The organism is Halomonas sp., from assembly GCF_041689495.1.
In the GTDB taxonomy this organism is placed as follows: Bacteria; Pseudomonadota; Gammaproteobacteria; order Pseudomonadales; family Halomonadaceae; genus Halomonas.
The window spans coordinates 1-2,865 of record NZ_JBDNGD010000451.1 but is presented as its reverse complement, the minus strand read 5'-3'; the positions used below and the strand labels follow the sequence as shown (position 1 = coordinate 2,865).

Sequence of the window (2,865 nt, the reverse complement as noted above, 5' to 3'; positions counted from 1 at the left end):
CTTTACAAAATGAAGGATAAAGATTCCAAAAATGACGCAAGTAAATCTTTACCCCAAATGGACCGGGAAAAAATAAGAAGAATGATTGCAGAAACACATGGTAATGATTGGCGCGAACAAAAGTAAGCACTTTTCTAAGTGCGTGCAGCATAACCTACTCACTCTGGGCCACGCGGCTTCGCCGCCAGGCCAACACACGGGCCCGCACGGCTGACGCCATGCTACGTTGGTGGCGAACTTCACCGCTCGCGCCGCCCTGGCCATCGCCACGCCAACCCCCGCCTGGCTCTGCCCGGCCAGCACGTCGCTGGTGCAGTGCATGTCGCGACTTGGTCCCCGTCGCCCGCTCGCGGCCGCACTCGTGGCGGCTCGCCTAACCCCGGCCAGCCGGCCACGCCCGCGGCCACGGCGTTGTTGTCGGCTTGCGAGTCGCGCTTCGCGCCACCCTCGCCGCATGACCGTCCTTCTCCGGCATTTATCCATAGCCCGCCCCCGGCTGACGCCGGCGGCTGCTTCTCTGCCCACCGCCGCCGTGGTTGGTGTAACCTGACGCCATTGCCTCCACCACCACGAGCCGCGCATGATCCAGGCCACCTACCGCCACTATCCCGCGTTCACCCGCCGCTATGTCCGCTCGGTGCTCAAGCTCATGGGGCTGCCCAAGAAGCCGAAGATGGAAGCCGAGATCTTCGGCAGCATGCTGCAGGACGAGCAGGTGGTGCCCTCGATCAACGGCGAGGTGCTGATGCTGGAGTGGCATCACGGCCGCGAGGGCAGGGTGGTGGTGCCGGAGCCGACACTGTCCACCTGGCTGCAGACGGTGCAGCTCAGCCGTGTGCAGGGTGACGCCTGGTCGTGGCCCTGGGAGTTCAGCACGTTGTCCTTCCCCACCGGACAGGCCTTCCATGGTCATCCGCTGGACGGCGCCCTGGTCGCCTGGGTGGACTCCACCACACTGCCCAGCCGCTACGAGGCCTTCCTGAGTGCCCACGGCAACCCGCACGGCGTGGACATGCTCGGGCTGGGCGACCCGTGGCTGATCGTCGCCGTCCACAACCCGCTCGACGACAAGCCAAGCGAGAACCCCACCATGCTGCGCGGCGCCTTCAAGCCCTCTCAGATCAGCGACTTCATCAACCGCGAGGCCATCGAGTATGCCGGTGGGCGTGCTGCGCCGCTGGCCGACGAGGAGGGCATGATCCTGCGTGAGGTGGTGCGCTATGTGCTGTCGCTGGGCATGTACCTTTCCGCCTACCCCGAGGCGCAGAGTGCCGGTGTTCCGGCATGGATGAAGAACAAGCACCCCGAGGGCAGGAAGGGCGTGCCCTTCGCCCAAGTCGGCTATGACCGAGAAAACCGTGAGTTGCAGGTGGCGATGACCGCACCCCACTCGGTATCTCCCTACTGGCGGCAGCTGCGCGACGCGCGCTTCTACCGCGGCAAGTGGGCCGATCACCGTCCCGGCAGCCGCTACGTGCTGGTCAGCGGCTACGAGGTCGGGGCAGGCAAGACGGTGGGTGTGGAGTCCATTGTGGAGTGACGGGAGTAATCAGATGGTATTAGAGTTCATCGACTGACCTTTCCCCCAGCAACCGATCCACCGGTAATGTGAGCTTTCCGCCGGCCCATGTGACAGCACCGGGACGCGCCCGGCCTGACCGCGGCATCACTGCGTGATCCTGGTGGGCGGCCGGGAGCATTGAGAGTCTGGCCTTCCTGCGGGGTTTATTTGCCGGCCATCTTCTTCGCGGCTTCGTACTCGGCATCCAGTCCTGACTGTGAATCCAGGGTCGGGTCGATGGTCTTGAGGCGCACGTGCATCATCGACAGCAGCTGCAGGCCGGAGAAGTCGCCGTCGAGCGACTTGAGCGTGAAGCGTTTGTCTGGATCGTTGATGGAGAGGCCGCTCTCGCCAAGCTTGGCGATCTCGAACACGATGGCGGCGATCTCCCGTTGGTCCTTCTGCTCGAACGTCTCGAAGGCGCCAGTCATGTACATCACCGCAACCATGCGTAGGCCACCGTCGGCCTTGGACTTCATCGTCGCCCGTGACAACCGGCTGCGCGCCTTCTTGGCTTCGGTGGCGATCGGCGAGGACGGTTCCAGCTCGATGATGCGCTGATAGATGCCGTCTGCCTGCTCGGCGTTCTCCGAGCCCATCTCCTCGAGGTTCAGCGCCAGGCCGAACAGCGTGGCGACATCCTGCGGATTGGCGGCCAGTGCACGTTCGAAGTAGGCCTTGGCGTCGTGGTGTTTGCCGCGCTTGGCGAGCAGGCCCGCCAGATTGCGGTTGATCCACATATCGTCGGGGAGCTGTTTGGCGGCGTCACTCAGCACGCTCTCGGCCTTGTCCATCTGGCCGAGCTTAATGCAGGAGAAGCCCAGCGCCGCGTGCGCATGAGCGTAGTCCGGCGCTTCCTCGACACACGCCTGGAGCGGGGCGATCGACTCCTCAACGCGGTTCATCTCGGACAAGCAGACGCCGTAGTTGTAGAGGATCGAGGCGGTCATAGAGACCTAACTGCCAAAGGGATCATCGGCCCCGGTCAATTGCGCGATCTCTTCGGCCAACTGCTCAGCCTCGGCCTCCAGCTGGGCGATTTCCTCGGCGATCTGCGCGGCCTGCTGATCCGCGACCGCCTGCACCAAGCTGGGTTGCTTCTGGCTGAGGGTGTAAAGCTCGTATTCGGCGCTATCGCGTAGCCGCTCCAATTCGGCCAGCAGGTTGAGGATGCGCTCCTGCAGGGTCTCATACAGTTGCCGCAGCTTGGCCAGCTCGGCCTCGTCGCTGAAGTCCAGGCTACCCAGCCCCTGGCGCAACAGAAAGCCGTTGGGGTCGCTGGCGATCTCGCGCAGGCGCTCGAT

Annotated in this window: 3 protein-coding genes; 1 reads left to right on the top strand and 2 read right to left on the bottom strand. The window is 63.9% G+C overall.

All coding sequences use genetic code 11. From position 1 onward, the window contains the following. Window positions 1-580: 580 nt before the first annotated feature. The gene (locus ACESMD_RS13835) at window positions 581-1,540 is read left to right on the top strand and encodes a hypothetical protein (RefSeq protein WP_372614128.1); all 960 of its coding nucleotides are present in this window, start codon (window positions 581-583) and stop codon (window positions 1,538-1,540) included. A gap of 185 nt (window positions 1,541-1,725) precedes the next feature. Here ACESMD_RS13835 and ACESMD_RS13830 read toward each other — a convergent pair whose 3' ends face one another. Together ACESMD_RS13830 and ACESMD_RS13825 are read right to left on the bottom strand one after the other, a co-directional pair. After that, window positions 1,726-2,511 (bottom strand): tetratricopeptide repeat protein, encoded by a 786-nt coding sequence (locus ACESMD_RS13830; RefSeq protein WP_372614126.1) that lies wholly within the window; start codon window positions 2,509-2,511, stop codon window positions 1,726-1,728. Window positions 2,512-2,517: 6 nt separating this feature from the next. After that, window positions 2,518-2,865: hypothetical protein (locus ACESMD_RS13825; RefSeq protein ID WP_372614124.1), on the bottom strand; the 348-nt coding region annotated here is incomplete at its 5' end.